The sequence below is a fragment of the Paenibacillus sp. CFBP 13594 genome (assembly GCF_014842675.1).
Classification (GTDB): domain Bacteria; phylum Bacillota; class Bacilli; order Paenibacillales; family Paenibacillaceae; genus Paenibacillus; species Paenibacillus amylolyticus_B.
In genome coordinates, this window is sequence record NZ_JACYVQ010000002.1 from 354,761 (window position 1) to 381,200 (window position 26,440).

General features: G+C 45.9%; 25 protein-coding genes. All 25 read right to left on the minus strand.

Annotated elements, in window-relative coordinates; translation table 11 throughout:
* Nucleotides 1-168 precede the first annotated feature (168 nt).
* The 25 genes from IFU39_RS09035 to IFU39_RS33205 all read right to left on the minus strand — a co-directional run bounded on the left by IFU39_RS09035 (nt 169) and on the right by IFU39_RS33205 (nt 26,411).
* Nucleotides 169-1,425 carry a competence/damage-inducible protein A gene (locus IFU39_RS09035; protein WP_192132300.1) on the minus strand — a complete coding sequence of 419 codons (1,257 nt, stop codon included), beginning with the start codon at nt 1,423-1,425 and terminating at the stop codon, nt 169-171.
* 107 nt (nt 1,426-1,532) lie between these two features.
* Entirely contained in the window at nt 1,533-2,120 is a 588-nt protein-coding gene (gene pgsA / locus IFU39_RS09040; RefSeq protein WP_017689114.1) for a CDP-diacylglycerol--glycerol-3-phosphate 3-phosphatidyltransferase, read from the minus strand.
* Between the two features lie 320 nt (nt 2,121-2,440).
* Nucleotides 2,441-2,932 carry a YajQ family cyclic di-GMP-binding protein gene (locus IFU39_RS09045; RefSeq protein WP_047842512.1) on the minus strand — a complete coding sequence of 164 codons (492 nt, stop codon included), beginning with the start codon at nt 2,930-2,932 and terminating at the stop codon, nt 2,441-2,443.
* 155 nt (nt 2,933-3,087) lie between these two features.
* Complete coding sequence (locus IFU39_RS09050) at nt 3,088-3,258, minus strand: hypothetical protein (RefSeq protein ID WP_017689116.1); 171 nt, start codon at nt 3,256-3,258, stop codon at nt 3,088-3,090.
* Nucleotides 3,259-3,325: 67 nt separating this feature from the next.
* Nucleotides 3,326-4,387, minus strand: a complete 1,062-nt coding sequence (locus IFU39_RS09055) for a helix-turn-helix domain-containing protein (protein ID WP_091017240.1) — start codon at nt 4,385-4,387, stop codon at nt 3,326-3,328.
* Between the two features lie 66 nt (nt 4,388-4,453).
* Complete coding sequence (locus IFU39_RS09060; protein WP_036609270.1) at nt 4,454-5,221, minus strand: DUF3388 domain-containing protein; 768 nt, start codon at nt 5,219-5,221, stop codon at nt 4,454-4,456.
* 197 nt (nt 5,222-5,418) lie between these two features.
* Nucleotides 5,419-5,682 (minus strand): DUF3243 domain-containing protein, encoded by a 264-nt coding sequence (locus IFU39_RS09065; protein WP_017689119.1) that lies wholly within the window; start codon nt 5,680-5,682, stop codon nt 5,419-5,421.
* Between the two features lie 163 nt (nt 5,683-5,845).
* A complete protein-coding gene (gene ymfI, locus IFU39_RS09070) occupies nt 5,846-6,616 on the minus strand; it encodes an elongation factor P 5-aminopentanone reductase (RefSeq protein ID WP_036670413.1) in 771 nt (256 codons plus the stop codon).
* Between the two features lies 1 nt (nt 6,617).
* Entirely contained in the window at nt 6,618-7,898 is a 1,281-nt protein-coding gene (gene yfmH / locus IFU39_RS09075) for an EF-P 5-aminopentanol modification-associated protein YfmH (protein ID WP_192132302.1), read from the minus strand.
* Between the two features lie 3 nt (nt 7,899-7,901).
* Entirely contained in the window at nt 7,902-9,182 is a 1,281-nt protein-coding gene (gene yfmF / locus IFU39_RS09080; RefSeq protein WP_192132304.1) for an EF-P 5-aminopentanol modification-associated protein YfmF, read from the minus strand.
* Between the two features lie 126 nt (nt 9,183-9,308).
* Entirely contained in the window at nt 9,309-10,136 is an 828-nt protein-coding gene (gene sleB, locus IFU39_RS09085; protein WP_091017245.1) for a spore cortex-lytic enzyme, read from the minus strand.
* Nucleotides 10,137-10,334: 198 nt separating this feature from the next.
* The gene (locus IFU39_RS09090; RefSeq protein ID WP_192132306.1) at nt 10,335-13,070 is read right to left on the minus strand and encodes an FtsK/SpoIIIE family DNA translocase; all 2,736 of its coding nucleotides are present in this window, start codon (nt 13,068-13,070) and stop codon (nt 10,335-10,337) included.
* Between the two features lie 90 nt (nt 13,071-13,160).
* Entirely contained in the window at nt 13,161-13,391 is a 231-nt protein-coding gene (locus IFU39_RS09095; protein ID WP_192132308.1) for a YlzJ-like family protein, read from the minus strand.
* On the minus strand, nt 13,388-14,161 hold the full coding sequence (locus tag IFU39_RS09100) for a ClpP family protease (protein ID WP_146117090.1): 774 nt from the start codon (nt 14,159-14,161) through the stop codon (nt 13,388-13,390). Before IFU39_RS09100 ends, IFU39_RS09095 begins: the two co-directional genes overlap by 4 nt.
* A gap of 221 nt (nt 14,162-14,382) precedes the next feature.
* Complete coding sequence (locus IFU39_RS09105) at nt 14,383-16,062, minus strand: ribonuclease J (RefSeq protein ID WP_076208870.1); 1,680 nt, start codon at nt 16,060-16,062, stop codon at nt 14,383-14,385.
* 475 nt (nt 16,063-16,537) lie between these two features.
* On the minus strand, nt 16,538-17,416 hold the full coding sequence (gene dapA / locus IFU39_RS09110; protein WP_091017250.1) for a 4-hydroxy-tetrahydrodipicolinate synthase: 879 nt from the start codon (nt 17,414-17,416) through the stop codon (nt 16,538-16,540).
* Nucleotides 17,417-17,463: 47 nt separating this feature from the next.
* The gene (dapG, locus tag IFU39_RS09115; protein WP_017689129.1) at nt 17,464-18,681 is read right to left on the minus strand and encodes an aspartate kinase; all 1,218 of its coding nucleotides are present in this window, start codon (nt 18,679-18,681) and stop codon (nt 17,464-17,466) included.
* Nucleotides 18,682-19,057: 376 nt separating this feature from the next.
* Nucleotides 19,058-19,654 carry a dipicolinate synthase subunit B gene (locus IFU39_RS09120; RefSeq protein WP_062833836.1) on the minus strand — a complete coding sequence of 199 codons (597 nt, stop codon included), beginning with the start codon at nt 19,652-19,654 and terminating at the stop codon, nt 19,058-19,060.
* The gene (dpsA, locus tag IFU39_RS09125; protein ID WP_076208873.1) at nt 19,651-20,550 is read right to left on the minus strand and encodes a dipicolinate synthase subunit DpsA; all 900 of its coding nucleotides are present in this window, start codon (nt 20,548-20,550) and stop codon (nt 19,651-19,653) included. Before dpsA ends, IFU39_RS09120 begins: the two co-directional genes overlap by 4 nt.
* Before the next feature lie 157 nt (nt 20,551-20,707).
* A complete protein-coding gene (gene dut, locus IFU39_RS09130; RefSeq protein WP_017689132.1) occupies nt 20,708-21,154 on the minus strand; it encodes a dUTP diphosphatase in 447 nt (148 codons plus the stop codon).
* A complete protein-coding gene (locus tag IFU39_RS09135) occupies nt 21,114-22,397 on the minus strand; it encodes a M16 family metallopeptidase (RefSeq protein ID WP_105598220.1) in 1,284 nt (427 codons plus the stop codon). The genes dut and IFU39_RS09135 overlap by 41 nt, the downstream gene beginning before the upstream one ends.
* A gap of 99 nt (nt 22,398-22,496) precedes the next feature.
* Entirely contained in the window at nt 22,497-23,492 is a 996-nt protein-coding gene (locus IFU39_RS09140) for a polysaccharide deacetylase family protein (RefSeq protein ID WP_192132310.1), read from the minus strand.
* A gap of 175 nt (nt 23,493-23,667) precedes the next feature.
* Nucleotides 23,668-25,770, minus strand: coding sequence for a polyribonucleotide nucleotidyltransferase (gene pnp / locus IFU39_RS09145; protein WP_091017255.1), 2,103 nt, complete (start codon nt 25,768-25,770; stop codon nt 23,668-23,670).
* Between the two features lie 259 nt (nt 25,771-26,029).
* A complete protein-coding gene (gene rpsO / locus IFU39_RS09150) occupies nt 26,030-26,299 on the minus strand; it encodes a 30S ribosomal protein S15 (RefSeq protein ID WP_036609297.1) in 270 nt (89 codons plus the stop codon).
* Nucleotides 26,277-26,411 (minus strand): hypothetical protein, encoded by a 135-nt coding sequence (locus IFU39_RS33205; RefSeq protein WP_256719971.1) that lies wholly within the window; start codon nt 26,409-26,411, stop codon nt 26,277-26,279. Before IFU39_RS33205 ends, rpsO begins: the two co-directional genes overlap by 23 nt.
* Between the last annotated feature and the right edge of the window lie 29 nt (nt 26,412-26,440).

The window sequence follows — 26,440 nt, forward strand, 5'->3', positions numbered from 1 at the left end:
ATACATTCGTTTTTTTGTGAAGGCCGAGGCGCCTCTTCCTCAAGGAAACTTTCCATTAAACAGAAAAAAGAACCGTAAACAAGGCTGTAAAGCCTAATTCTACGGTTCTTCCGTCTTCCTTAATTATACTTGCTTGGAACTGTAAATGCAATCGAAGCTATTAACTAATCAATCCATCGCCACAAGTTTTTGCCATAAGCGATAGAGAATCGCTTTGGCTGAACGAATGCGAACTGTCTCACGATTCCCATTAATACGCAGCTCATGAATCTCCGTCTCTTTTCCACGTTCAGCAAGAGCGATGAAGACAAGTCCGGGTGGTTTACGTTCCGAATATCCCGGTCCAGCTACACCGGTAACAGCCAAGCCAAAATCAGCATCGCCAATCATGCGGACCTGCTCAGCAAGCACTTTTGCAACCTCTGGACTTACCGCTCCAGGTGCATCTTCACCTTCCAGATAATCATGAGGCACATTCAGCAGCTTTTCTTTAATTTCATTGGAGTAACAAACAATTCCACCTTTGAGCATTGACGCACTTCCGGGTACAGAGGTCAGACTTTGCATGACAAGCCCCCCTGTACAGCTCTCAGCAGCGCTGAGCGTCAGCCCCATGTCAGACATCATGGTTACAATCGTGTACTCTATAGGCACATCCTCGTTCGCGTAGAGATGTTCTGTCAAACGCTCGCGAATCTGAACTTCCATCGCATCCAGCTTCAGCTTCGCCTCTCCCTCACTCGCAGCCTTCGTGGAGACACGTACCGTAACTTCACCTTCGCTCGCGTAAGGAGCAATCGTAGGGTCTGTCTGCGCGTCAATCAGATCCAATAGTCGATCTTCCAGAGCAGATTCACCAATACCTGCGAATTTGAGCATTCGGGAATAGATCGGCATCTCTTCTGTGAGTACATGCTGGAACAGCCAAGGTTTGACTTCCTGTTCAAACATTGGAATCAACTCTTTAGGTGGTCCAGGCATCACGACATAATATTTGTCATTGTCAGAAATCGCATTTCCTGCCGCAAGGCCCGTTTCATTGGCCAGAGGTGTTCCTCCATCAATAACGATCGCCTGACGTCGGTTATTCTCTGTCATGTCCACATTACGATCTCTGAAAAAGCTCTCAATTTTGTCCATCGCCATTCGATCTGTATGCAGTTTCCGGTTAAGAACAGCTGCGAGCGCATCCTTGGTCAGATCATCTTGGGTAGGTCCGATGCCACCGGAAAATAAAATAACGTCTGCACGGCCCTGCGCAATGCGAATAGCTTCACTAAGTCGATTCAGGTTATCCCCAACCACCGTTTGGAAATATACATCGATCCCCATCGCAGCCAATTCACGGGATAGGTATCTGGCATTGGTATTGACGATTTGTCCAAGCAGTAGCTCTGTGCCAACTGCAATGATTTCTGCCTTCATTGAGCATCCTCCTGTACACGTGGTGAGTGATCAAAGGGCAATAGGATAATTTCCTATTGCCCCTGACCCAATGCTTCCTTCATGATTACCCATTTAAGAACAAACCATTATGCTTTTGTTAAATGAAGCAAATTTTTGTTTTTGATAAAGTAATCGATACCCGACCAGATAGTAATAAGCGCTGCTGCCCATACCGCGATAATATCGACGTGAATACCCGTGTATGAAAACGGGAAATTGTTCAACAGCAACAGCACAATCGCCACAATCTGCACTACAGTCTTCAGCTTGCCCCAAGCACTTGCGGCAACAACCGAACCATCCAGCAATGCAATTTGACGCAAGCCGGTAACTGCAAATTCACGACTAATAATCACAACTGCAATCCAGGAATCCAGCTTGCCCATCTCCACAAGCGAGATCAAAACTGCAGTAACCAGCAACTTGTCTGCGAGTGGATCGAGCAGTTTCCCCAGATTGGTAACCATGTTATTTTTCCGCGCAAGGTATCCGTCAATTCCATCTGTGCTTGCGGCGATGATAAAAATAACAGCAGCAATCAGTTGATTATACGGAAGCGACAAGCTTCCAAGCTGCAACGGCTCTGGATAAAATGGAAAATCCACGAGCAGGAACACCATCAAAAAAGGGATTAAGCAAATTCGTGCAAGCGTAATCCGGTTGGGTAAATTCACAAGACGCCCTCCCTCATATCCTCCATTACTCCAAACAATCATCATAATCCCGTTATCATCATCCGGAACATGAAATGTACAGTTTCAATGTCAATCCAGATTAACATGATCCCACTATGTAGAAACGCAAAAAATAAAGTCAACCGCTCAAAAGCAAAACGCTTTAAACGTTCCGGTGACTTCCAGAAGATGTACTGCTTTTCACAAAGTCAGCAAACGATGAGGACTGGACTTGATGCTTGACTGCCAGCAATGCACACTTAGTATAATATACGCCCAATACCGTGTCAAAAAAACACTTTTGCTACAGAAAGGCCATATTACTTGAAATTTGTATATTGCAAATCCAAAGGTAGGTTAGCACCATTTAGCAGCTGCATGACAGCTTGCAAATCATTTTTACTCTTACCAGTTACCCGAAGTTGATCTCCCTGAATCTGACTCTTCACCTTCATCTTGGAATCCCGAATCAGAATATTGATTTTCTTGGCGATGTCCTGATCAATCCCCTGTTTAAAATTCAAACGCTGGCGGACTGTACCAGAAGACGCTGGCTCTACCTTTGCGTAATCAATGTTTTTCAATGGTAGACCACGCTTCGCCATTTTGGATTGCAGCACGTCAATGACAGCCTTGAGTTTGGTCTCATCATCAGATACGATCGTTAACGCATCCTTATCCAGTTTCAGGCTGCTCTTGCTGCCCTTGAAGTCATAACGAGCGCCAATTTCTTTCTCGGTTTGTGTAACGGCATTTGTCAGTTCTTGCAAGTCCATTTTGGACACGATATCAAATGAATTTTCTGAGCTCAAACCAGTCACCCTTTCAGTTAATCGTATGTACTGTAACATTATAGAGGATACCCTAAGCAAAAGTCTAATTTCTAGCTATTTTACACAAAGAAAAAAGCATTTTTGGCTTCCACTTCAAGTGGCTGCCAAAAATGCTTGCTGGTCCAGCTTCCAACCTAATAGCGGCTGCGGTTGGGCTGTCTGAACATATCGAGCACACCCAAAAGTACATGTGCAAGTCCAAAACCCAATATTCCGTAACCCCAAGCACTTGGAGTCAGGTAATAACCCAGGAGGCTGACAATGATCCCTAAACCTGTTACGATCCAGCTGACTGTCACAGCCATCCACCTCACTTCACCAAAAGTTAACTGCAAGTTAAGACACGATTATTGTCTCCTGCAGTTGACCCGGTTATTCGCTACCCGTGGTACCCCCTGTGCCGTCCGTTGATCCATTTTCAACACCTGTGGAAGAAGTAGTGTTACTACTGTCTTCACCAAGCTTCAGACGGATTCGATTGGTCGCCTTGCCATCCGTTACAACTTGCCCGCCAACCTCAATCGTGGTCGCTGCAGCGTAACCGGACTTAATATACATGCCTGTACTATCCAACTCAAAGGTATAGCTGTCACCTTCGGCTGTGTTACCATACTCCAACTTCTCTCCACTGGAGTTTTCGCCTTTGTACACTTCCAGCCAGCTATGACCTGTTGCTTTGATCGTAACCGTTACAGGTTGCCCTGCACTACCGTTAACTTTAAAGTTCGTAATATTTCCTGATTTCCCATCTTCTGCAACAGTCACATTAGACGGTGAATTGTCTGTCGGTTCTTCCTGATTTTCTCCCGTTTGTCCGTCGGTTTGACCATCAGTTTGGCCATCAGTTTGACCGTCCGTCTGTCCTTCCGTGTCTGTACCGCCACCATTACCGCCAGCGTCGCCCTTACCAGTACCGTCAGTACCTGAATCTGTCGCAGGCGGATTAGATGCCTGTCCGTTGTCGGCAGGTGGATCCGGTTTATCCTCAGGCTGTTGTTGACTGTCTGTAATTTTGACCTGATCAAGACCCGGATTATCTGATTCATCACCATTGTTATACACCACGTATACATACAACAGTACTACGATCAAAACAGGGAATGTCCACATCAGCGCGACAGACATCCACCGATTACTACGCTCAACCGGACGGCTGGAACGCTTCTGAATAACCGGTTCCATCGTTGCTTCCGTTTCTTCTTCGGGTACGTCTTTTTTGTGTCCCTCCAGCAGCTCATCAGGGTTCAGTCCCACGGTCTCCGCATAGGTTTTGATGAAAGCACGCACATAGAAGCTACCCGGCAGCACTTTATAGTCTCCTGCTTCTATGGCCTCCAGATACCTCTTGCGAATTTTTGTCATTTCCTGTACATCGTCAAGACTCATCCCTTTTTGCAGCCGGGCCTCCCTTAACTGCTGACCCAGTTCAGACATGCCATCTCCTCCTTATGTTTATCTCTTGAGTTGTTGCTAATCTATTTCATGATTCCGTACGGTTCCTTACAATTCGTCGGTGTAGCTAGCCGTAAACGTATCATAAATAATCTCTTCATTGGGAATGTTACGCAATTCAATAATAATATCAAAATCATTAAAATCATATTCGGATTCCTGTACAAAAATATCCGGATGTTCAATAACTTTGGTACTTGGCATCGACATAATATCTTGCAACAAATTGTAATGCCGCTCGCTGGAACGAATCGTACTTACAATTCCGTCAATGATGAAGACATTGTTCGGGTTCAATTCGTCTTCGGACATTTGACTCCTTATCGTCTGACGAAGAAGTGTGGAGGAAACAAACGTCCATCGCTTCATTGCACATACGCTGCCCGCAATAATAGACTCCGTTTTACCAACACGAGGCATTCCGCGCAAACCGATGACCTGATTGCCTTCCCTCTTAAATACTTCACCCAAAAAGTCCACAAGTAACCCAAGTTCATCTCGAGTAAAACGAAATGTCTTGCGATCATCCGAGTCACGGTCAATGTATCTGCCATGACGCACGGCCAAAATATCCACCAATTTAGGTTGACGCAAAGCCGATACGGTGATGCTGTTTACTTTGCCAAGCATTTCACCAAGCAAGCGGATTTTTTCATCATCATCCGATTCAAGGAGCATGCCTCGAGTTTTGCCTTCAACACCGTTAATGGTCAATATATTCACTTCAAGCATCCCCAGCATAGAGGCAATATCGCCTAACAAACCGGGTCTGTTCTTATGTATTTTATATTCCATGTACCATTGTTTAGATTCCATTTCAACACCCCGTAATGCATTATTCCACATTATTCGACAGCAACAGAACGTGTCCACTGGACAACAATCTGAGACATCTTCTAAAAATGGGTCACGTTAATGATATATAAAATGAAAATGAATTACAAGAACAGCTCTGTAATCCGTTTGTAATCATTAGAGAAAAGCCCCCTTGCGGGAGCTCTTCATCTGTAATCTTATGCGTTTTGTTTGGCCAATTTGACCATCAGGCACGCAATCGTACGACGCTCATCTGCATCGCCGACATCCCATAACTCTTTCAATGCCCGGTTGGAATGGTTCGCCGGATCGACTTTCTCATCAAGGAAGTCGCCGATTTCATACGCAAGTTTGTTGATGGTTTCTTCACTCATCCCCATCTTCTCTGCTTGCAGTACGCGGTCACCCAGGAACTTCTTCCATGTGTCAAAACTGGAGAGCACTGTTTTTTCTGTTGACATGATAAATCCTCCTTAGATGACGCATGAGATTTAAAATCAACAGTTGTAATATGTGCTTTCGAGGCATTTTATATACGAGCATTTTGAAAATAATCCGGAAGACGACTGCTTCTCAGCAACCTTCACCTGTTTTGTTCACAGCCAGTCAAGTTTTTCTTGCTTTTTACGTTAACCAACCGCCATTTGGACTGATGATCTGCCCATTGATATAACCCGATTCAGGGAGAGCCAGAAAATAAACCAATGATGAGATTTCATCAGGTTGAGCAAGTCTTCCTGCCGGAATTTCCTCTTCCAGCATCTTCAGTTCACTCTGATCCAGATGGCTCAGCATGGATGTCTGAACGGCGCCAGGAGCAACCGCATTTACGGTTACTCCGGAAGGTGCGAGTTCTTTCGCAAGCGCTTTGGTAAATGCATTCACCCCACCCTTGGTTGTGGAATACAGCACCTCACAAGAAGCACCAGACAGTCCCCAGATCGACGATACATTAATGATTCGGCCATACCTTTGGGAGATCATGTGAGGCATCATTTCCTGTGTACACATAAACGTGCCTTTGAGGTTAATTGCCATCACTTCATCCCAGATCTCCTCTGTAACATCAGCCAACATCCCATAGTGCGAGATTCCTGCATTGTTCACAAGAATATCTGGCATGAGATTATGCGACTCGAGCTTCTCACGCATGCGCTCAATCTGTTCCCGGCTGCGAAGATCCGCAGACACGGTCATGATTTTTCCACTGCCCTGTTCCATGCACCGTCTGGCGGCTTCATTCGCTGCTTCATGCGATTTCATATAGTGTATAACAACATTCATTCCCACTCTGGCAAAGCGTTCTGCGATAGCCGCTCCAATGCCACCGCTTGCTCCAGTTACCAGTACAGTCATTTCCCCGATTGCCTTCAATTGTCCTGTTCCCCTCTCCATATCAAGGACTCACGACTAGCGATACAGCCAGTTGATCCCAGCGAATATGCTCTCTCAGTCTGAGATTTACATCTTCCAGTGTAATCGATTCATAGAGCGGGAGCATATTGAAAAAATCACCGCCACGGAATTGCTGACGTGTAAATTCATGCGCAATGTTCTCCGGAGAATTAAGCATACGCAAATATCCGCCTATTTTCTTTTTGCGTGCACGTTCAAAATCCGGGGATTCAAACCCTTTTTCTACAATGGCATCCACTTCTTCACGTATACGCCCGAGCAGTTGATCCGGGTCTTTTGTATCACCACCAATGGCTGAAAACGCATATTGCGGTGAACTGTTATACTCATGTCCAAAGCTGTCGGAGATCAGATCTTCATCGTAGAGCTTCTGAAATAATCGTGTGCTTGAGCCAAACAAAAGATCCATCATCAGCTGCGTTGTCATATCTCGCCGTAACAATTGTTCCCCGGTAAGTCCAACGTCCGACTCCTTGAATCCAAACAGACATTTGGGCAGTGAAACAGCCAGTTTCGCTTCCCGTCTGGCTTCTCCTACTTGCTCAGGCTCCGGTTCGAAGAAACGTTGAATACTCCCCTGTGGCTTATAATTCTTACGCTTCTGGTTCGATCGAACCATATCAATGACTTCTTGTGGATCTACACCACCCACCACAAACAAGAGCATATTACTCGGGTGATAAAAGGTGTTATAACACTCATATAACATCTCTTTGGTAATCGTACGGATAGATTCCACCGTTCCTGCAATATCGATATGCACCGGATGTTTCTGATACATGGCTTCGATCAATCCAAAATAAACACGCCAATCTGGATTATCAGCATACATGTCAATTTCCTGTCCAATGATGCCTTTTTCCTTTTCCACATTTTGATCCGTGAAGTAAGGATTTTGCACAAAGTCGACTAATGTTTGTATATTTTCATTCACATGTTCGGTCGCTGAAAACAAATAAACCGTCTGATCAAAGCTCGTAAATGCGTTAGCTGAAGCACCATGAGATGCAAACGTGGCAAAAATATCGCCTGTTGGTTCTTCGAACATTTTATGCTCCAGAAAATGGGCAATCCCATCCGGAACCTTAACTTCTTCCTGTCCTTCAACCTGAAAATGATTATCCACCGATCCATACTTGGTTGCAAACGTAGCATACGTTTTCTGGAATCCCGGTTTTGGCAAAATATAGACATGCAGTCCGTTATCCATTACTTCGTAATATAGTGTCTCCTGCAAATGCTCATACCGAATGCTCTCCACCGATTATTCCTCCTTCTCATCCCGCAAGAAATAAATCGTATCCAGACGGAATTGTTCTGCCGCCTCACGCACATCTTCCTTGCTAATATGTTCTACCTGAGCCAACAGTTCTTCAGCCGTTCTTTCTTTGCCAGACAACTGTCGATTGAAGTCATAAGCGATCATCTCAAAAGCAGAATCCTGCATTTCCTTAAGCAGGTTACGGATCATTGCTTTGGTCTGGGACATTTCCAGATCACTGATTGTACCGCTTTTCATTTCTTCCAGCTGCTGTTTGATGATCGTGACGGCCTTCTCATAATTAGGGATTTCAATCCCGGATTGAATCGTTGCAATGCCCTTATGTCCGTCATATCGTGAAGACGCGTAATACGCCAGGCTTTCTTTTTCACGAACATTGACAAACAGTTTGGAATGAGGATAACCACCGAGAATCCCGTTGTACAGTAGTGCTGCAGCATACTGAGAATCTCCATAAGTGATAGATGTGCGGAGTCCCATATTAAGTTTTCCCTGACTCACATTCAGTCGCTCAACAACGGTCTCCACTTCCTTATCTCCTCGAAGCGCTGCCTGTGTCTGGTAATCAGAGGAGGACGTTCGATTTACATTGAAATGACGCTGAACAAGGTTCTCGACCTCCTCCAGTGTCGTATCCCCTACCACGTAAAGATCCATACTCGCCTGCTGCAGCCACTCCTGATAAGACGCAGTCAGTGTGTCGGGCTCAATCCCGGGCAGATCCTTTCGCTCACCCAGTGGGTGAAGACGGTACGGCTCATTCTTGCACATTTCCTCAATACTGCGTTCAGCGGCATAGCGCATTTTATCATTCACGATGGACTCCAGCTTTTTGCGAACAGTCTCTCGCTCTGCTTGTACATAAGACGTCCTGAAATGTCCATTCTCCTGTACAGGTCGTGTAAGAACCTCTCCAAGGAAGGCAAATGAACGATCCAGTAGCTGCTCATCTCCTCCAACAAAGGAATCATTAATGGTATCCATTCGGAACTGTACAATCTGGTAATCCCCGCGTTTATAGACGTCAAAACCAAAACCTGCTCCATACAGATGCTCCAGTTGCTCACGAAATTGCGTTGTTTCCGGATAGGACTCCGTGCCCCGTCGCAGAACAAAAGGTGTCAGCGCTACTTTGGTTACTGTATCTTCCCGTAAGGGAACTCCTGCATATAGCGATATAGCAAACGTTTTAAAACGTTTAGTCGGAAGCACATGTATACGAAACTCTCTCTTGCTACCTCGTTCGAATCCTGATGTATTCAAATGTCAAAACCCCTTTACGGCGTCATTTATCATGCAATCGTATTAAGCTAAACGTAACAACCATTTTAACCCATTCAAAAGGCAAGAAGCAACCGAAGTCACGCCTTCTGGTTGCTTCCAACATCATCACATACAAAAGATATGCTGTCCGATTGTTTTCACTTGTGGACGGGTCCAGATCCATTTGGATGTTGCTGTCTTCGGGTTAAAATAATAGAGACATCCACCGGACGGATCCCATCCATTTAAGGCCTGCTCGACTGCCTTTTTGGCTTGTGCGTTTGGTTCCAGATAGATCTGTCCGTCCGCTACAGCCGTAAATGCACCTGGTTGAAAAATCACACCAGAAGGTGTACTCGGAAAGCTTGGTGAATTTACGCGATTCAGAATTACTGCTGCTACTGCGACTTGACCTTCAAACGGTTCACCCCGGGCTTCACCATATACAGCGTTAGCCATAATCTTGAGTTCATTCTCTGAGAGACCAAGGGCATTGGCAGATCCCATATTGTCTTGCTCTTTATCGGCGGTATTGTTGCTGTCTCCACCCCCACCTGAGGATTCCTTGTGTAACGGCGGCTCTGTTGGCGACCATTTGGTTGACGCATTGTACAGCTTGAGTTTGGTCTCTGCTCCAACCACACCATCTGCCTTCATGCCAAACTCGGATTGAAACCATTTAACGGATTTCAGTGTGCTGCTGCCAAAATTACTGTCGATTTTACCATTGTAAAATCCCAGGTACTTCAGACGCCCCTGAAGCTCATATACATCCTGACCGTAACTTCCATATTTCACTGTATTGCTGCTAAACGTAGGCAAGGCCTTTTCTTCTACCTGCGGTGTACGCTCGGCTGAACTTTCAGTTGCTGTATTCCCAGGAAGCAAATAACGAATTCCCAATGCGGATATCAGCAAAATAGCAGTGAAAAGCCATAGGTTCATTTTTCGCATCGACTGTGCTCTACCTTTCTCTTGTGGGATTAACAGAATCGCTAAGGTTATTATGACAAGCCGGCTTGTTTCCTATGCACCAAATCATCCGATCTTTGGAGTAGATGGCAAAACTTCAGTCTGCTGAGCAAGCAAAAAGCCCTCAACCAATACGGTTGAGGGCTTAAATAATTCGTTGTAACCATGTTACATGTTACACTATGAGCTTATTTTATTCTGCTGATACTGTTCAAGTGAAACCAGTACTTCTCTTGGTTTGCTGCCCTCATAAGGACCGATTACACCACGAGCTTCCATGGAGTCAATTAAACGCGCTGCACGTGTGTAACCAACCCGCATACGACGTTGCAGCAGGGAGACTGAAGCTTGTTTTGCCTCCAAAATAATCTGTACAGCTTGCTCATATAACTCATCTTGTACTTCCTCTGCTGCCTGAATGGAATCATCCACTTCAGGTACAATGGACTCATCATACTGCGCTTCACCTTGACCACGTACGTAGTTTACAATATTCTCGACTTCTTCATCGCTCATAAATGCACCTTGTACACGAACCGGTTTTGATGCGCCCATTGGCATGAACAACATGTCTCCACGGCCCAACAGTTTCTCAGCCCCACCCATATCCAGAATCGTTCGGGAATCGACTTGGGAGGATACGCCGAAGGCAATCCGCGATGGAATGTTAGCCTTGATTACTCCGGTAATAACGTCAACAGAAGGACGTTGTGTGGCAATAATCAGATGGATTCCGGCTGCACGAGCCATCTGAGCGAGTCGTGCGATGGCATCCTCCACATCTCCGGCAGCAACCATCATCAGATCTGCAAGCTCATCCACAATGACAACGATATAAGGCAGAACAGCCGCAGGATTATCTTTCATCAGATTATTGTAACCCTCGACGTTACGCGTGCCTGATTTGGAGAACAGTTCATATCGTTTCTCCATCTCAACCACAATCTTTTTGAGAGCAAGTGACGCTCGTTTAGGATCAGTTACTACTGGCGCCATCAGATGTGGAATTCCGTTATATACGTTCAACTCAACCATCTTGGGATCGACCATCAGGAACTTCACTTCATCCGGCTTGGCTTTGTACAATATGCTGGTAATAATTCCGTTAATACACACCGACTTACCAGAACCCGTAGCACCCGCGACCAGCAAATGGGGCATACGAGCCAAGTTACCAATAATCGTCTGACCCGAGATATCTCGGCCAAATGCAATGGTCACTTTGGATTCTGCATCCTGGAACGTTGCTGTCTCCATTACTTCCCGCATCGTTACAACGGATACTTCACCATTAGGTACTTCGATACCAATCGCAGACTTTCCGGGGATCGGTGCTTCCATCCGAATATCCTTTGCCGCCAGAGCCAACGCGATATCATCAGTTAGACTGACAATTCTGCTGACTTTAACACCAATATCAGGTTGAATTTCATACCTTGTAACGGCAGGGCCCCGGACTACTTCAAGCACTTTGGCACGAACACCGAAACTCTCCAGTGTAGCTTCCAGCTTGCGTGCTGTCTGCATATAATCCTTCTGGTCACCCGCCTTGCCCCCATTGTTCGGCTTGGCAAGGAGACGGAATGATGGCAGCTTGTACGGCTTAGGAGGTGGCGGTGGTGGTTTCACCGGTTGTGTGTTCTGCCCTTCAGGAGTTGGAGTATCTGTTCCCTGTGCATCATTAGTTACTTCTTCTCCACTCTGAATCTCATCCACAGCATTCACCCCGTTTGTACCCGTATCGGATGCAGACCACTCCGTCTCTACCAGTTCATCCGTTATTTTAATGGCATGCTCGCCCTGTTGTACTACGTTTGGATCGGACAGATTATCCGGGAAAGGGTAAGCATCGTCCAGATCATCTTCAATGCTTGCCTCTTCTGTTCTGACGTGCTCAAAAAAGTCTCGAATGATCGGCGCTGAATTAGGTTTAGCCTGAACAGGAACACGTGATGAAGCTGATTTGTTCGCTACGTCTTCTGTTGCATCCTGCCAAGCCTCTAGATTATGATCTTGTTCGGCGCGGTATAAAATTTGTTCTGTTTCTGCCGAATCGACCTCATCCATTTCACGTTCTGATGTCGCCTGTTCCCGTTTAGCTCCCCATTTTCCGAAAAGTTGGAAGAAGATGGGCGCTTTTCGTTTTGGCAGATGCTGTTCCTCTAATTCATCCTCATACTCGTCTTCGTCATCTTCAACAGGAACAGGCACCACTTTACGAGCGTTACCTTTCTTCCTTCCATCAGATGCTGAAGAAGAACGTGAAGTGGGTCTAGACTCCAGCTTTTTGTACATCGAACTCCCGGCATCCCAGATCTTGGTACGGAATATTCGTATCAAATCCACATAAGATAGACTCGTAATCAGCATAAAACTGATGATAAACATGACAATCATGATGAGTCTCGCCCCAAGGCTGCCAAACAGCCACAGGAAAAGAGCAAATTGCCCAGCTCCGAGATAACCACCACTGATGTCCTTGTTAAGCATGGAGTCCCTCTCCCCTGGCGCAGCAGGGGTTAGCAACTCGGTTTGCATATCATTATGTACCTGTGTAATCACAGCACCAGGCTCAAGCGCACCAACCGGAATGAGCTTCTGGTGCATTGCAGAGACAGTGCTCATCAGAGTTAAGGCAAAGACCAGCAAAACAAGTCCTGTCTTGCGTGTGGTCCAGCCACTCGGCCATTTCCGGTGAATCATCACCATGAGACCATAATAAATACCAACAAGTGGAATCGCAAAATAAAACTTACCAAGCATCAGTCCGAACATCTTGGAAAGCGAACGTCCAACGGTGGCTTCACCCGATAATGCTATGACAGCAAGGGTAATAAGCACAATCCCGTAAATTTCATATTTTAAAACGCCACTAAAACCAGCGCCCTTTTTTTTCCTCTTTTTTCTTCTGGCCAAAATCAGGTCACCCCCAGAAGAATATTATACCATACAAATATAATCCGTACATATGTTCTTTTTCTGCTCAATTTGTCTGAATTCGTCGCGTTATGCTGATCCCAAGTTACCCGAAAGCGGAATGGTCGAACCGGGCATATTAGCAGCATTGAGATAGGCTTCAAGTGGACAATCCAGCAAACGTACAATAACGGCTTCATTGTCATTAACAGGTCTCACCTGCATCAATAAACCATTCATCTTGATCTCCTTTGTATCTTCGTCCTCTTTCCACATTCCCGACCAGAGTTGTTCCGGGGGCATCACTGTATATAATGTCATTGGGTATAACCTCCCGCTTGCAGAGTCTGTCTCTTGTCTCCTATGAGCTGATTTAACTGAGTAATAGCCTGCCCAATTCCGCCTACTGCATCCATCAATCCATATTTCACTGCATCTGCGCTTCCTACAGCTGTACCAATATCCCGATTTAACTCACCGGTCTTAAACATCAGTTCTTTGAACATCTCTTCAGAGATATTCGAATGAGAAGTCACGAACCGAACAACCCTCTCCTGCATTTTCTCCATATACTCAAACGTTTGAGGTACACCAATGACAAGGCCGTTCATCCGAATCGGATGGATCGTCATCGTTGCACTTCCGGCAATCAGGGAATATGTTGAAGCTACAGCAATCGGTACTCCAATGCTATGCCCGCCTCCAATGACCACAGTCACCGTAGGTTTGCTTAGAGAAGCAATCATCTCTGCAATGGCCAGACCCGCCTCTACATCTCCACCTACCGTGTTCAAAATGATTAGTATACCTTCAATACGCTGATTTTGTTCTGCGGCCACCAGCTGTGGAATGATATGCTCATACTTTGTTGTTTTATTTTGTGGTGGCAAAATCAAATGCCCTTCGACCTGTCCAATAATGGTCATACAGAAAATATTCGATTCACCTGCAGGCGACTGTGTCTGCCCAAACTGCTGAATAGTCTCTGTCACAGGAGAGATGGCCTTGTCCTCCTGAATCGGAATCTCCGGTGCTTCAACTTCCGGTTGATTGGATCTTGACGTCTGCTTGTCATTCATACGTTCATTCATTTTAATAATCCCCTTCTCCAGAAACATTTAATGTATTTCCTTAGTATGGGGATTTTTCCAACCGCCTTATACCCGCTACATCAAATTGCTTCACATATTGACGCTATTGCAGATCTTCCTGAAAACGCAAAAAAAGCCCCTTCTCTACGAGGAACCGTCCAATATTACTCGTAGAGAAGGGGCGACTGTGTGCCTGAATATATGTTTTTGTTTAGCTTATTTTAAACTTCCATAATGATTGGCAGAATCATCGGTCTACGACGAGTTTGCTCATACAGGAAGCGTCCCAGTGCATCTTTAACATTTGTTTTGAGTGAAGCCCACTCGTTAACGTTCTCACTCATTAACTTCTGCAATGTGCTGCTAACGATCCGGTTGGCCTCATCCAGTAGTCCTTCCGATTCACGTACATACACAAATCCGCGAGAGATGATGTCAGGACCGGAAACAATTTTTCCATCCTGTTTGCTCAGTGTTACCACAACAACAAGGATACCATCTTGTGACAACAATTTGCGGTCACGAAGTACAATGTTACCCACATCGCCTACACCCAGGCCGTCGATCAACACATTACCTGCAGTAACTTTACCTGCTCTACGTGCTGCTCCACCTTGAATTTCAATCACTTCACCGATATCCGTGATGAAAATGTTCTCAGGTTCTACCCCTACAGATTCAGCAAGAACCGCGTGGCGACGCTGCATACGGAATTCACCGTGAATTGGCAAGAAGAATTTAGGTTTCATCAGGTTGAGCATCAGTTTCAGCTCTTCCTGGCTACCGTGACCAGATACGTGGACGCCACTGTTAGCACCGCTGTAATGCACGTTAGCACCCAGACGGAACAGTTCATCAATCGTACGGCCTACATATTTTTCATTACCTGGAACAGGTGTTGCTGCGATAATGACGGTGTCACCTGGCAGGATGTCCACTTTACGGTGTGTGGAACGAGCCATACGTGTCAGTGCTGACATTGGCTCTCCTTGACTTCCTGTGCAGAGAATCACGACACGATCAGCTGCCATCTTGCCTACTTCTTCAGGTTCAATGATCATGCCATCCGGAATCTCAAGATAACCCAGTTCTGAAGCAATACCAACCACATTCACCATGCTGCGTCCGATAACTGCAACTTTACGTCCAGTCACTTCTGCTGCATTGATCACCTGTTGGATACGGTGTACGTTGGAAGCAAATGTCGCTACAACAACACGTTGACTTGCTTTACGGAAAATATCTTCCAGCACGATACCCACATTTTTCTCCGATGGTGTGAATCCAGGTTTTTCAGCGTTCGTACTGTCGGACAACAGCGCTAATACGCCATTTGTTCCGATCTGTGCCATACGCTGAAGATCTGCATATTGACCATTGACTGGAGTATGGTCGAATTTGAAGTCACCTGTGTGAACAACTGCACCTTCCGGTGTTTCGACACATACACCAACAGAATCCGGAATACTATGGTTAGTAGCGAAGAAGGATGCTTTCAAAACAGATCCAAGTTGGATCTCGGAATCAGCATCAATCAGAATACGTTTTGTTTCACCCAGCAAATTCGCTTCTTTCAACTTGTTTTCTACAAGTCCAAGCGTAAGTCTTGTTCCGTATACAGGGACATTCAGATGTTTGAGAACATATGGCAGACCACCAATGTGATCCTCATGTCCGTGAGTAAGGATGATTCCTCTTACTTTGTCACGGTTCTCAGTCAGGTAAGAAATGTCAGGGATGACAATATCAATACCAAGCATATCTTCTTCCGGGAATTTAAGACCAGCATCTACGACTACAATGTCGTTGGCGTATTGGATGACGTACATATTTTTACCAATCTCGCCTACGCCGCCCAAAGCAAAAATCATCAGTTTATCGTTATTATTTTTCTTAGACAAATGAATCTAAACCTCCTATGGTAGTTGGACGTCGTACCTTATTATTTATTGTAAGTTAAGAAAAGTAGTCCATACATCACATACCCACCTATCGGGATGAATGCAAAAGAACACCTTTATTCACGATATTTGGAAGAAGTTCTTCGAAGTTATTCCCTTTGACCAACATGTTGGAGTTGAAATTCCCTCTTAGCCGTTCCTTCCTTTTTCACCGCAAAGCTACACCACGAAACGATGTCGCTTTCAATTTCAAAAAAATACCGCACCCAGTCACTTGACATCATTATACATGATTAAAAACAAAAAAAACAAGTCACTCTCTCGTTAACCTGTAGGTTTCCCCTTGGCAGTGGAAAAGAAACCTCACATTACTCGTAAAAAAAGAACCGCAGCCTCTACGAAGAGGAGCGGTTCTTTTGCTGATCTGAATGATATTTCCATGATTAATAAAATAGTCCATATACAACCAAAATGATTACAAATTAAGCAAACCTTTGATATAAACCTGCTCCTCTTCCGTTGGCGGAATAAGTGGCAATCGTACGGAACCAACGTCTAGACCACGCAATGTCAGCGCATATTTCACCGCTACGGGGTTTGGTAGAGGCTGTGGACACTCAAACAGGCCTTTGAACACCGGGAACAACTGCTGATGAATCTGAGCAGCCTGAAGAGGTGCTCCGCCATAGAAGGCGTCAATCATTTTCTTCATTTCTGCCCCTACGACATGACTGGCTACGCTGACAATTCCATGTGCTCCAACCGCAATCGCTGGTAAGCCTGAAGCATCATCACCGGAATAAACTCTGAAATTTTCTGGAGCACTTGCTGCAATCAAAGTAACCTGCTCCATAGACGCACATTCCTTCGTAGCGACGATGTTAGGAATCTGTGCAAGACGAAGCGTTGTCTCTGCTGACAGGCTGGTTACAGTACGCCCAGGCACGTTGTAGAGCATAATTGGCAGCGTGGTGGAGCCTGCAATCGCTTCAAAATGTTTGAACAAACCTTCTTGGCTAGGTTTGTTGTAATACGGAACAACCAACAATATGCCATCCACTCCGGCACGTTCAGCTTCCTGTGTCAAATGGATGGAATGTGCCGTGTTATTGCTTCCCGTTCCGGCTATAATTTTGCACCGACCGGCCGCATGTTTCACTGCAAATTCGAATAATTGAACTTTCTCAGTATCACTAAGTGTTGGAGACTCCCCTGTTGTTCCAGAAACCACAAGCGTCTCCGACTTTTGATCTACAATTAGATAGTCGATTAGACGTGCCGTTTCCTCCCAATGAATCTCTCCTTGTTCATTGAACGGAGTGACCATTGCTGTAATCAATCTTCCAAAGTCCAATTCGATTCCTCCTTCAAAACAGGTTTGGCTCCTCTAACTTCAGTTATTTACAAATGAAGTTCGAATGAGGCGTGAAGTGCCCTCAGGGCCTGAACCATATCTTCTTTTTTTACGAGTACCCAGATCGTTGTATTCGAATCTGCCGATTGCAGGATCTGAATGTCTGCCAGTGTCAAGGACTCCACGATTCGAGCCATGATTCCAGGTACACCATTAATGCCTCCGCCAATGACGGACACTTTGGCACAACCGGACAGGCTTTGTGGCTTGAGACCTATCTCCTGCAATACCTGTATGGCTTTCTCGGAATCACTGTCAAAAACCGTATAGACAACTCCCGAGGGGGTAACATTAATAAAATCAACGCTGATTGAATTCTCAGCCATGGTTTTGAACACTTTTAGTTGCAATCGATCTGCACCACCAGGCACATCCACCGTAATTTGCGTTACATTGCTCACGTAGGCAATGCCTGTTACATAACGGTCAACAATGCCTGTCTGCACATCCTGGAATCCTTCCGGATGCGTAACCAGCGTTCCTTCCGTGTCTGCAAAAGTAGATCTTACCCGTACTGGAATCTGGGATTGCATCGCAATCTCAACCGCACGTGGATGGATTACCTTGGCCCCGTGGTGAGCCATGTTACAGATCTCTGCATAACTCACAACAGTCAGTGGACGTGCATCCTCAACAATTCGCGGATCAGCGGTAAGTATCCCGTTCACATCTGTGTAGATATCCACCATTTCAGCACGTAATGCTGCACCCAGAGCTGTAGCAGACGTATCGCTTCCCCCACGACCCAGTGTTGTGAAGTCTCCGTTCTCTGTCTGCCCCTGGAATCCGGTTACAACGACGACACGGCCGAGTTGAAGCTGCTCCAACACACGAACAGGACGGACATCCAATATCCGGGCATTCCCGAAATTGTCGTCCGTCACAAAACCTGCTTGTGCACCGGTCAGCACTGTAGTTGGAATGCCTTCATGTTCGAGTAAACTGCTCAACGTTGTCGCAGATATGATTTCACCACAGCACAGCAGTAAATCCTTTTCGCGTGCGGATAGTGCGTTTCCGTTCTGTGCAGCCCAGTCCAGCAACGTATCAGTCGCATATGGCTCGCCGCGGCGTCCCATCGCAGACACAACGATGACCAGACTCAATCCTGCTTCAAGTTCACGTTTAACGTGACGGAGCACATGCTCTCTCGCCTGAACAGTGGAGAGAGACGTGCCTCCGAATTTCTGTACCATGATACGCATCTTTATTCCTCCATTTGTGTACGCAAGAAGACTGGACACGGGTCAAATCAACAAATGGATCACTCTAGGGAGCGTTCTGATGCGATAATTTCAGCATTTTATACGGCATTCCATGCCGCTCCCTTTTCTTGTAATTGTCTGGGACAATCGCAAATCAAAGGTCGCGGTTGTTAGCGAGGTCATGACGCATACATTCACAATAGACCTCTCCCGCTTGCTTAACCTGTACTGCCCGCAAGCAGGAATGCCTTATAGACAGGAACGTGGACATAGTAGCTGTTCAATCCAGCATATCGTCCCCCATGATTTTCTTTGTCTCTCGAACCCTTCTTCATTTCTCCAAGCGCATAAACGTTGTCACCGAATCATTGTTCCATCAAGCCTGTGAAGAACGCTCCACAATCATCGGCTGCAACTGTTTGCCCTCAAGAGCACTCCAGCAAGCCTCTGGAATCAATTCCATTTTGGCGACTAACGAGTTTGGTTTTTTCACTGGATCGTCTTGCCCAAATGGCACAAAATACAAGTATTTAGCCACGAGCAATTTGGCGATATTCGCAGCATTCAAGCCCAGACCGTCATTCGTGGAAATCGCGAGCACAAGCGGACGCTGATTGCGCATCTGCGCTTTGGCTGCCATTAGCACTGGACTGTCGGTCATCGCATTAGCCAGCTTGCTTGTTGTATTCCCTGTGCATGGAGCAATAACCAGCACATCAAGCAGCTTGGAAGGCCCTAGTGGCTCCGCTTCAACAATTGTAGAAATGATATCATTACCTGTTATATCTTTCAACTGTTTTTGCCAATTTTGCGCCGTACCAAAGCGTGTATCCGTCGTCAGAACCGAATTCGAAATAATCGGAATGACGTTGGCACCTTCAGCTACGAAGCGGCTAATTACCGGCATAACCTCTTCAAACGTACAATGAGAACCCGTAATTGCATAACCTACCGTTTTTCCCTGCCAGTTCATGATTTAACCTCCCGTGCGTTCTGTTCTTCCAAAAGCAAACGGATCAACGCGTCGGCAATAATGCCGCCAGCCGTTTTGGGAGCAACAATGCCGGGGAGGCCAGGCGCAAGTAGCGCTTTGATACCGCGTTTGTCGGCATACCTGAAATCACAGCCGCCAGGAGCGGATGCGAGGTCGATAATGACAGCCTTTTGCGGCATTCTGGACAGGATTTGTGCTGTGATTATCATAGTCGGTATCGTATTAAAAAGCAAGTCAACTTCCCCGGTTTGAGCGGCCAAATCCGTTGTCATGAAAGGCTTCCAGCCCATTATTGTAGCGCGGGCAGCATCCTCTTCCCGCCTGATTCCCACCCGTACATTTGCTCCAAGTCCCTGCAGTGTTTTGGCCATTGTGAATCCTGTTCGACCAATGCCAAGCACAATGCATTCCGAACCATGGATTGTGAAGTCCGTCTCCCGAATAGCTATGGCGATGGCTCCCTCAGCTGTTGGAATAGAGTTGTAAAGTGCAATATCATCACGATCAAGTACTTCAACAAGTCGCAGCCCATTTTCAAGACAAAGTTCGCGCAAGAACGGCTTTGCCATACCTGTGAACACAATACAATGCTCCGGTAATGCTGCAATATGTTCCTTTTTCAAATAGATCGGTGTGTCACTGAACGAAGTACTTACTTTTCCCTGGTCATCGCAACCGACGACAGGTAGTACCAGTACATCTGCGGAAGCAAACACTTCATCCTCCAGTTCCTGGTGCTCAATCCCTGGAATGGAACGCTCTATTTTATCGAAACCCACTACACTTACCGTTGCATCCAGCTCAGCGCACTTTTGAATGACTTCAAGCTGCCGCGCATCTCCGCCCAGGACTACAATCCGGACTCCGGTCAGCATCGGGACGTCACTCCTTTCACCACATGTATGCCTTATCGTATGCAGGGGCCCACAGGGGGGTGAAAACAATAATTTCATTCCTCCTTCCGTTTCTCGAATGTAAAAAAGAGCCGCCCCTGTCAGGGACGACTCTAAAGAATGAGTATATTTACGTTGCTTATTTCCCGGTATGACCGAATCCGCCTTCACCACGTACCGTTTCCGATAGTTCATTCACTTCCGTCAATTCAACCGCAGGCACGGTCTGGAAGACGATCTGTGCGATGCGCTCTCCCCGTACAATCGTGAACGGTTCCTGACCCAGATTAATCAACAGAACTTTAACTTCTCCGCGATAATCCGCATCAATGGTCCCCGGTGTGTTGAGGCAAGTAATACCATGTTTGAAAGCCAGTCCGCTCCGAGGACGAATCTGTGCTTCCAATCCAGCTGGCATTGCCATCGCAAGTCCGGTAGGAATCAGCGTACGCTGACCCGGCTGCAATACAACATCTTCCTGAAGTGCAGCTACTACATCAAAGCCGGATGCCAGCTCCGACATTTTTTGAGGCAGTTTAATATCTTCATTGCCCGGCAGTTTCTGTATTTGAACGTAATGCAACAAAATCATCCCTTCTCAATCCAGCGATCGTCTTATCTGAAGCGCCAACCATAGCAAGTGCAAATGGTTCAGCAAACATCAGATCAAGTACCGCGTTAATATCGTCCATGGTAACTTGCTCAATTTTGGTGATCATTTCATCCAGCGTATGGTGTCTGCCCAACATGAGTTCGTTTTTACCCAGACGATTCATACGACTGCCTGTGCTTTCCAAACTCAGAATCAAGCTACCTTTCAGCTGTTCTTTTCCTTTACGAAGCTCATCTTCGGACAAGCCGTTTACAGCCAAGTCGCGTAGAACCTCTTTGGTCAGATCAAGCACTTCTTTGGTCTGTTTCGGTGCTGTACCCGCGTATATCGTGAACAGTCCGCTGTCCGCATGAGAACTATGATAGGAATACACGGAGTACGCAAGACCCCGTTTCTCACGAATTTCCTGGAACAGTCTGGAGCTCATGCCTCCACCAATGGCGTTATTCAGAACAACCATAGCGAATTGCAGGGGATCTCCGATTTTACAGCCCGGGAACGAGATACAGATATGATTCTGTTCCGTTTTCTTTTTGTGAAAGAGCTGTCCGCTTTGGAAGGCTGGCATCGTGACTGCTTCCGTTACTCCATTTACATCAAAAGCACCAAAATGTTTCTCCATCAGATCGATTACACTGTCATCAATATTACCCGCGATACTAATGACCGTGTTCTCAATCGTGTAGTGCTGCTTCATATATGCACGCAGATGACTGGAATCCATCGCTTTGAGACGCTCTTCCGTACCCAGGATTGGGTATGCGAGTGGATGCTCACCATAGGCAGCCAAGGCCATCAGATCATGAACCATATCATCAGGCGTATCTTCATACATCGAGATTTCTTCCAGAATGACGTTTTTCTCCTTGATCAATTCACCATCATCCATTTTGGAGCGGAAAAACATATCAGACAATACATCAACCGCAATCGGCAAATGTTCATCCAACACTTTAGCATAATAACACGTGTATTCTTTGGAAGTGAATGCATTCACGTTACCGCCAATCGCATCGAACTGCTCCGCAATCGCCTTGGCATCATAACGATCTGTTCCCTTGAATAACATGTGTTCAATAAAATGTGATACTCCGTTACTTGCAGGTTGCTCATTGCGCGAACCTGTCTTGACCCATATTCCGAAAGACACAGAACGGCAGGTCGGTATCTGTTCCATGACAACTCTGAGGCCATTGCCCAGCTGAATTTTTTTCATGGTTGGCCCTCCTACATCTCTATAATTGCCTTGATCTCAACCTTGAAATTGAAATCGACATTTGGTTCCAACTGTTTGATATTAACAAAAAAATAACGTTCACTCAACCGCAGGGGTATTTACACGTTCAGAAGACAGCGTCTCACTTACTGTTCCGATCACCAGACCTTTGGCCCGTATGGATTGAATCATGCCCTTTAAAGCTCCCGAAGAAGCAGCTGTAGGGTGCATTAGAATTAATGTGCCTGCCTCGGTATTTTTAGCAATTTTGGCAACAACAGCATCCGGGCTTGGCTTACGCCAATCCACAGTATCTACTGTCCATAACACGGTTTGCAGTCCCATGGATGAAGCAATGTCAACGGTCTTCTGATTAAAGTCACCGGAAGGCGGAGCAAACCAACGATTCTCTACACCCAGTGTTTTATGGAGCAGATCCTGGGTTTTGCTAATTTCCAGCTTGGCCCGTTCTGCGCTCAATCGACTCATATTAGGGTGAGAATATGCATGGTTGGACATCTCATGCCCACGTTTCTGAATTTCTTTGGCCAGTTCAACGTTTTTGCTTAACCAACTTCCATCCAGAAAAAAAGTAGCCTTCACTTTCTCGGCATCAAGCGTATCCAGCATCGGTTTAATGTACTCGTTCCCCCAGGCCACATTAATCATAAAAGAAACCATCGGTTTGTTTGCATTGCCCCGATAGATCGGATGTGCACCCAAATCTTTAAGCTGAATCTCCGGCTCAATCTGACGGTAGACATACGCTATTTTGGTATTCAACGTTCCACTCAGCGCCTTACGGTATGTCGCTTCCACATCAATCTCCATGCCATTATAACCAGGAATCGCTTTCCATACCCGATCCACTCTGGCATTCACCGGAGCAATTTTCGTTTCAGCCGCTTTATCCCGAATCGCAGACAACAGCGCATCTTCTCCCGTTGCCTCCTTAAACATATCAAAAGCATTTTGCGTACCTGGCCCATCACGGATCTCCGTAATGTATGTACGTACACTGCCAACTTGTCCGATCAATATGACCGCAGTCACACCCGCCAGAACAGCCGCCAGCTTTTTGGATTGGTTTCCCACAGCTCCATCCTCCCGCCGTCTTTGTCCCCATCATATGAGGACAAGGGCAAAAATATGAATGCTAAGCCATGGTTTCATCCTTGCTTTACATATTTAAACGTTAAAAAAAGAGCCAGAAATTCACATTCTGTCTCTTCATTCAATCTATCCATTTATAACCTGTCGCTTCGGTATCCTAGGATTGAGCCGGAGCTTCAGCAGTCAAAACTGCTTTACGGGACAAGTTGATTCGACCTTGTGGGTCAATTTCCGTTACTTTTACCGTAATGGAATCACCGATAGCTACAACATCTTCCACTTTGGCAACACGTTCAGTTGACAGTTGCGAGATGTGTACCAGACCTTCTTTGTTCGGAAGTACTTCAACAAATGCACCGAATTTCTCTACGCGTTTTACTTTGCCGACATAAATCTCGCCGACCAATACTTCGCGCACAATACCTTCGATGATCGCTTTGGCTTTATCATTCATCTCCTGGTTGGAAGAAGCGATAAAGACACGTCCATCCTGTTCAATATCAATTTTAACACCGGTTTCTTCGATGATTTTATTGATAATTTTACCACCTGCACCGATCACATCACGGATTTTGTCCGGATTGATATGCATCGTTGTAATTTTAGGTGCATATTGTGATAACTGCTCACGTGGAGTTTTCAAAATTTCGTTCATTTTGCCCAAAATGTGCATACGACCTTCTTTGGCTTGCGCCAATGCATCAGACAAAATTTGACGATTAATACCAGCAATTTTAATGTCCATTTGAATCGCGGTTACACCTTCAGGTGTTCCTGCTACCTTGAAGTCCATGTCACCCAGGTGATCTTCCATACCCTGAATATCACTCAGAATGGATACATGGTCACCATCTTTGATCAGACCCATAGCCACACCCGCAACCGGAGCTTTGATTGGAACACCTGCATCCATCATAGCTAAAGTGCTGGCACAGATACTTGCCTGAGATGATGATCCGTTGGATTCCAGAACTTCAGATACCAAACGAATCGTGTACGGGAAATCCGTTTCGGAAGGGATCACTTTGGAAAGAGCGCGCTCACCCAATGCACCATGTCCGATTTCGCGACGACCCGGAGCACGCAATGGACGCGCTTCGCCTACGCTGAATGGTGGGAAGTTATAGTGATGCATGAAACGTTTCGTTTCTTCAAGACTGATTCCGTCCAAAATCTGAACATCACCCAGTGCACCAAGTGTACAAACGCTAAGTGCTTGCGTTTGACCGCGCGTAAACAGTCCTGTACCATGTGCACGTGGCAGCAGAGATGTATCACATTCAATTGGGCGAATTTCATCAAGTCCACGTCCATCCGGACGAACTTTATCATGCGTGATCAAACGGCGGACTTCTTCTTTGACGATGTCGTGCAGAACTTCCTTCACGTCTTTGAACAATTCCGGACTTTCAATATATTTTTCTTCAAAGTGAGCAACGGTTTCGTCATTCACTACATCGATTGCATCTTGACGAGCATGCTTCTCAGCGATTTTAACCGCTTCGACCAGACGAGCGCTCGCGAATTCACGCACACTGCTGTTAACTTCAGCATTAACGGTACGCAACTTAACAGCCATTTTTTCTTTTCCAGCAACTTGTACAAGTTGTTCGATTACAGCAATAATATTTTGGATCTCATCATGTCCAAACATGATTGCTTCGAGCATCACTTCTTCCGGCACTTCGTTAGCTTCGGCCTCAACCATCATGATGGCATTTTTGGTCCCTGCAACGACCAGTTCAATATCACTGACTTCAAGCTGTGCAATCGTTGGGTTAATGATGAACTCGCCATCAATACGACCCACTTTCACGCCACCAATCGGTCCGCTGAATGGAACATCCGAAATGCTCAATGCTGCTGATGTACCAATCATTGCAGCGATCTGCGGTTCGCAATCCTGATCCACACTCATAACGATATTCAGAACTTGTACATCATTCCGGAAGCCTTCCGGGAACAAAGGACGAATTGGACGGTCTGTCAGACGGCTTGAAAGAATCGCTTTCTCACTCGGTCTGCCTTCACGTTTAATAAATCCTCCCGGGATTTTACCTACGGCGTACAATCTTTCTTCATAGTTCACCGTTAATGGGAAAAAGTCCAGATCTTTCGGCTCACTTGATGCTGTCACGGTACACAATACCACGGTATCCCCGTATGTTACCTTAACGGCAGCATTAGCCTGCTTGGCCAAACGCCCGGTCTCAAGCGTAAGCTTTCTTCCACCAAGCTGCATTTCAACACGCTGTTCCATGAAACCCCTCCTTTTAATCGTTCCTAATTCAATGGATTCTGCATATTCACAGTATTTCCTGCTTGTCCTGCATTCATTAGCTATGTATGGAACTTTCAACATGCTAACCTGCACAACAAAAGCTCCTCACGGAGCCCCATCTACAAATATATGGCAACATGTTCATCTACAAAACAACCCGGCTGTAAGTTCCGCTTGTCCTTTTAGACAAAAGAATGACGGATAACAGCCAGGTTGATTTTGAAAACATGTACGATAATTAACGACGCAATCCGAGTTTTTCGATCAGTGCGCTGTAACGTTTAACATCTTTGTTTTTCACATAAGCCAAAAGCTTACGACGTTGACCTACCATTTTCAAAAGTCCACGACGTGAGTGGTGGTCTTTCTTATGCGTACGCAAGTGGTTTGTCAAACTTGTGATGTTTTCCGTAAGGATAGCAACTTGCACCTCTGGAGATCCTGTATCGGACTCGTGAGTTTTGTGCTCGTCGATCAATTGTTGTTTACGTTCTTGAGTCAATGCCATCCTGTTCACCTCCTTCAATATAATCGCCATTAGCCTCGTCACCGCCGGTGAGAGCAAGCAACCAAGCCAAGGTTAATGTTGTCTCAATCGACAACGTAGTACAGTATATCATAATTGCCTAGTTAAAGTAAATCTAAACAT